Origin of the sequence: Pseudonocardia sp. SID8383, assembly GCF_009864975.1 — a bacterium.
Lineage (GTDB): Bacteria > Actinomycetota > Actinomycetes > Mycobacteriales > Pseudonocardiaceae > Pseudonocardia > Pseudonocardia alni.
On the sequence record NZ_WWFY01000881.1, the window covers coordinates 1 to 5,177 of the forward strand.

Here is a 5,177-nt window from a genome sequence, read left to right on the forward strand (position 1 = left end):
CGCGGTCTGCGTCCGGCACCCCGACCGGCCCACCGGGCTGGCCTGCTCGCGCTGCGACCGGCCCGCCTGCCCCGACTGCCTGCGGCCGGCCCCGGTCGGCCAGCACTGCGTGGACTGCCTCGCCGAGGGCGCGCGGACGACCCCGCGGTGGCGCAACGTCGCCGGTGCGAGCCGCACCGGGAAGCCGGTGATCGTCCCCGGTCTGATCGTCGCCAACGTGGTGGTCTACGTGCTCACCGCGGTCACGGCGGGCAGCGTGATGTCCAACTTCCGCTCGCCGCTGTTCGACGCCGGGGGACTCGTCCCGCTCCTGGTCGCCGACGGCGAGTACTGGCGGATCATCACCTCGGGCTTCCTGCACATCGGCCCGCTGCACCTGGCGTTCAACATGTACGCCCTGTGGATCATCGGCCGTGAGGTCGAGACGGTCCTGGGCCGGGCCCGGTTCGTCGCCGTGTACGGCGTGTCCATGCTCGGCGGTGCGGCCGCGGTCATGCTCTTCAGCTCCCCGGTCGGGGCGACCGCGGGCGCCTCCGGTGCGGTGTTCGGGCTGATGGGGGCACTGTTCGTCCTGCTGCGGCGGCTGAAGCTGCCGACCGGGCAGGTCGTCGCCGTCATCGCGATCAACGCCGTGATCAGCCTCAGCATCCAGGGGATCTCCTGGCAGGGGCACCTCGGCGGGCTCGTCTTCGGCGCCGCGGTCACCGCTGCGCTGGTTCACCTCGGGACGGGATCCCCGCAGCGCAGGCGGACCCAGTTGCTGGCGGTCTCCGGGCTGGCCGTGCTGGCGCTGGTACTGATCGGGGTGCGCGCCGCGGGCCTGCTCGCGGTCGCCGGCGTCTGAGGCAGGCCGGGCCCGACCGCGGGCCCGTGCGCCGAGGTGCAGCTCGGGGTTCTCGACGCCGAGCCAGGACGACCCGGAGGTGCATGTCGGCGGCTGCCCGCCGACCCGGGCCGTCGGTGGCCGATCCGGTGCTCGCCGAGGTGCGGGTGGCGGGTCAGAGCCCGGGCGGGCCCGGGTCGCCGGGGCGGTGGGCCGGGCGCAGGGCGGCGAGGTCGTCGAACACATCCACCGGGTCCGCGCCCAGCTCGGCCCGGCCGAGGATCACGAGCCGCTCGCGGTCGTCGACGTCGCGCAGCTCCAGTTCCAGCAGCACCGACTCGCGGCCCAGCCTGCGGGTCCGCAGCAGCCGCAGGTCGTCCACCCGCCCCCAGGGCACGTGCCGGGTCCAGGTCAGCCTGCGCACGGTCAGCCCCTCGGGGCCGGCCTCCAGCCGGGGCCGGGCACGGGTCCCCGATGCCGCGGCCAGGGTGAGACCCAGCGCCGCGACGCCCGCGACCAACGCGCCCGCCGCGTCCGCGCCGGAGACGAGCACCGCGACCGACCAGCCGGTCGCGGCGACCGCCAGCACCCAGAGCACGACGACCGCGCCCACCGGTGTCGACCACCGAAGTCGATCACCCTGTGTGGTCATGTGAAGTTGTCCACAAGCTTCATCCACATGGTGGACAACTCACATCCGTGTGTTTCCGCTGGTCAGCGCCACCGCATCGTCATCAGCAGGCCGATCACGATGAGTGAGAACCCAATGATGAAGTTCCAGTTGCCCAGCGCCAGCATGAACGGGATGGACGGACCGGCCAAATAGTTGATCACCAGCCAGGCCAGGCCGAGGATCCACATCGCGACCATGACGGCGATGTAGGCCGGGTGTGTCGGTCCCGCGACCTTCTGCGGGGTGCGGCTGACCGGGGGCGGGGTGTAGGCCGCCTTCTTGCGGACCTTCGACTTCGGCATCTGACCTCATCGCCTGTCGGAGTCGGACACGGGTCCGGCCGGTGCGCCGGCCGGGGGCGGGACCTGCGACGGGGCACCGTGGTCGGGGGGACGTGGCGACCCGGACAGATCCGCCACCACGGTAGCGTGACCGCCTCGCCGTCCGGGTCGCACCGGCGACACAGGCGTCGCACGTCACGGGGACGTCGGGTGGTGCGGGGCCGGGGATCAGACCCCGGCGACCAGTCCGGCCATCTCGTCGGACAGCCGTACGACCAGGTCCTCCGGCACGTCGTAGCCGGCCTGGCGCAGCCAGTTCGCCAGCATCCGGTGCCCGCCCTCGGTCAGCACGGACTCCGGGTGGAACTGCACGCCGGAGATCGGGAACTCCCGGTGCCGCACGGCCATGATCAGGCCGGTCTCGGTGTGGCCGGTCGCCTCCAGCTCCGACGGCAGGCCGTCGGGCGCGATCGTCAGCGAGTGGTAGCGGGTGGCCGTGAACGGCGACGACAGCCCGGTGAGCACACCGGTGCCGTCGTGGAAGACCTCCGAGGTCTTGCCGTGCAGCAGCTCGGGCGCGCGCTCGACGACCCCGCCCCAGGCGGTGGCCAGCGCCTGGTGGCCGAGGCACACGCCCAGCAGGGGCGTGCCGCGCTCCGCGGCGCGGCGGATGACCTCGACGCTGCGACCGGCCCGCTCCGGGGTCCCCGGACCGGGGCTGACCAGCACGGCGCCGACCTCGTCGAGCTCGTCGAGCTCGACCTCGTCGTTGCGCCGGACCACCGGGTCGGCACCGAGCTGGGCCAGATACTGGACCAGGTTGTAGACGAAGCTGTCGTAGTTGTCGACGACGAGTACGCGCACGGTCCCTCCCGGGAAAATCGTCAGTTGAACGGGAAGCCGTTGCTGCCGTTCTCACCGTCGCTGCTGCTGTCACCGGAGTAGCTGCCGACGGTGAGGGTGACGGTCTGGCCGCTCGAGGCCTCGGACCCGCCGGACGGGCTCTGCTGCAGCACGACGCCGTTCTGCGAGGAGTCCGAGACGTCGACCTGGCGGATCGACGGGCTCAGCCCCGCCTCCTGCAGCGTGCTGATCGCGCTGTCGACGCGCTGGCCGACGACGTTGGGCACCTGGTTCTGGTTCCCACGGCTGATCTGGATCGTGATGGTCTGGTCGGGCGCGACCCGGGTCCCGGCCGACGGGTTCGTGCCGACCGCCTGGCCCGCCGAGCCGCCGCTGTCGACCTCGGTCGTGGAGATCGACTGGAAGCCGGCGTTCTGCAGCGTCGCCCGGGCGGCGTCGGCCGACTGGCCCGCCACGTCCGGCACGGCGACGGTCTGCTGCTTGCGACCCACCACCAGCGACACCGCGGTGTTGCCCGAGACCTGCTGGCCCGGCCCCGGGTCGGAGGTGATGACCTTGCCGACCTGGCCTGAGTCACTCGTGTCGCGTTCGGTGCGGCCGCCGACCTGCAGGCCGGCCTCCCGGAGCTTGGCCTCGGCCTCGTCCGGGGACAGGCCCTCCACGCTCGGCACGGTGACCTGGGCGGGCCCGCTGCCGACGTAGACCGTCACCCGGCTGTTCTCGGCGACCTGGTTGCCGCCGCCGGGGTCGGTCCGGACGACCTTGCCGACCTGTGCGACGTCCGACGGCTGGTCCTGCTGGGAGAACAGCAGCCCGGCCTGGGTGATGGTCTGCCGTGCCTGGTCCGGGGACTGGCCGAGCACGTCGGGCACCGACACCTGGTCCGGGCCCGAGGAGGAGAAGAGCTGGAAGCCGACGAAGCCGAGCAGGCCGATGACCGCGAGCGCCGCGACCCACAGGAGGGCCTTGCGCCGCCCCCCGCGGCCCTCGTCGTCGGCGTAGTCGGGGTGGTGCGGCGGCATCGTGTGCCGGCCGGTGGGCGGGCCGCCCGCGTCGAGCCGGCGCGTCGCCATGGCCTGGGTCGCGCTGTCGTGGGCCATCATGTGCGTGCGCTCGTGCTCGCTCATGACCAGCGGCGCGTGTACCGGCTCGCCGTTGCGCACGCGGACCAGGTCCGCTCGCATCTCGGCGGCCGACTGGTAGCGGTTGGCCGGGTTCTTGCTGAGCGCCTTGAGCACCACCGCGTCGAGCGCCGGGGGCACCGACGGGTTGAGCTCGGACGGAGACCGGGGGTCCTCCCGCACGTGCTGGTAGGCGACCGCGACGGGGGTGTCCCCGGTGAAGGGCGGCTCGCCGGTCAGGAGCTCGAACAGCACACAGCCCGCGGCGTAGACGTCCGAGCGGGCGTCCACGGCCTCGCCGCGCGCCTGCTCGGGAGACAGGTACTGCGCCGTGCCGATGACGGCGGCGGTCTGGGTGACGTTCTGGCCCTCGCCCAGCGCACGGGCGATGCCGAAGTCCATGACCTTGACCGCGCCGACGCCGTTGATCATCACGTTCGCGGGCTTCACGTCGCGGTGGATGATGTTGTGCCGGTGCGAGAAGTCGAGCGCGGCGCAGACGTCGGCCATCACCTCGACGACCCGCTGCTGGGTCATCGGGCCGGTGGTCTTGACGATCTCGCGCAGCGTCTGCCCGTCGACGAACTCCATGACGATGTAGGGCAGCGGCCCGAACTCGGACTCGACCTCGCCGGTGTCGTACACCGCGACGATCGCCGGGTGGTTCAGCGACGCCGAGTTCTGCGCCTCGCGGCGGAAGCGCAGCTGGAACTGGGGGTCGCGGGCCAGGTCGGCGCGCAGCACCTTGACCGCCACGTCCCGGCCGAGCCGGGTGTCGAGGCCGCGGTGGACCTCGGACATGCCGCCGTAGCCGAGCGGGTCGCCCAGCTCGTAGCGCTCGGAGAGCAGTCGTGGTGTCGTCATCGGTTCAGATTCCCGTACTCATCGAGTCCGTCGGAGGCGTGCTCATCATGCCGGTCGGCGCTCACGGTCGGTCCCGTACGGGCGACATGTGCGCCGGAGCGACCGTTCGGTGGGATCACCGGGACATCACCGGGCACCTCCGGTCGATCTTGGGCACGGGGGACGGCGAACGGCTCCGCCGGGACCGCCGGTCCCGTGGACCCGGCCGAGGGGCCGGCCGCGGTCGCCACGGTACCGGGCGCGACGCCGAGCGACCCGGGCCGCATGTCGTCGGGCGAGAGGCCCTTCAAGATCATCACCGCGAGCAGGACGGCGGCGAGGGTCAGGATCACGAACAGGGCGGCCAGCCACGCCTTCGCCCGTCCGGAACGCTTCGGGCCCAGGTCGAGCGGGCCGGACGGATGCTGCTCGGGCATCCGGTCGGCGGAGGCGTTGCGGCGCACCGGCGGACGCGTCGGCGCCGAACGCTGCTGCCCCGGGACCTCGGGGCCGGTGGGCGGCCCGCCCGGACGACGGCCCCCCGGGAGACCGCCGCTGTGCGGCCCGGTGCG

At 73.0% G+C, this 5,177-nt stretch carries 5 protein-coding genes and 1 pseudogene; 1 reads left to right on the top strand and 5 read right to left on the bottom strand.

Going from position 1 to position 5,177, the window contains the following annotated elements:
• The coding region (locus GTW08_RS21260) for a rhomboid family intramembrane serine protease (protein WP_161152431.1) at nucleotides 1-844 on the top strand (844 nt) is incomplete at its 5' end.
• Nucleotides 845-998: 154 nt separating this feature from the next.
• On the opposite strand, the gene GTW08_RS21265 is transcribed toward GTW08_RS21260, so the two are convergent.
• From GTW08_RS21265 to GTW08_RS21285, 5 genes and pseudogenes are all read right to left on the bottom strand, one after another.
• On the bottom strand, nucleotides 999-1,436 hold the full coding sequence (locus GTW08_RS21265) for a PH domain-containing protein (RefSeq protein WP_161152432.1): 438 nt from the start codon (nucleotides 1,434-1,436) through the stop codon (nucleotides 999-1,001).
• A 101-nt stretch (nucleotides 1,437-1,537) separates the two neighbouring features.
• Complete coding sequence (gene crgA / locus GTW08_RS21270; protein ID WP_020626195.1) at nucleotides 1,538-1,798, bottom strand: cell division protein CrgA; 261 nt, start codon at nucleotides 1,796-1,798, stop codon at nucleotides 1,538-1,540.
• A gap of 207 nt (nucleotides 1,799-2,005) precedes the next feature.
• A complete protein-coding gene (locus GTW08_RS21275) occupies nucleotides 2,006-2,641 on the bottom strand; it encodes an aminodeoxychorismate/anthranilate synthase component II (protein WP_073573735.1) in 636 nt (211 codons plus the stop codon).
• A 20-nt stretch (nucleotides 2,642-2,661) separates the two neighbouring features.
• The gene (pknB, locus tag GTW08_RS21280) at nucleotides 2,662-4,626 is read right to left on the bottom strand and encodes a Stk1 family PASTA domain-containing Ser/Thr kinase (RefSeq protein WP_161152433.1); all 1,965 of its coding nucleotides are present in this window, start codon (nucleotides 4,624-4,626) and stop codon (nucleotides 2,662-2,664) included.
• Nucleotides 4,623-5,177, bottom strand: a pseudogene (locus tag GTW08_RS21285) (hypothetical protein); the annotation flags it as partial. The pseudogene GTW08_RS21285 and the gene pknB, both read right to left, overlap by 4 nt.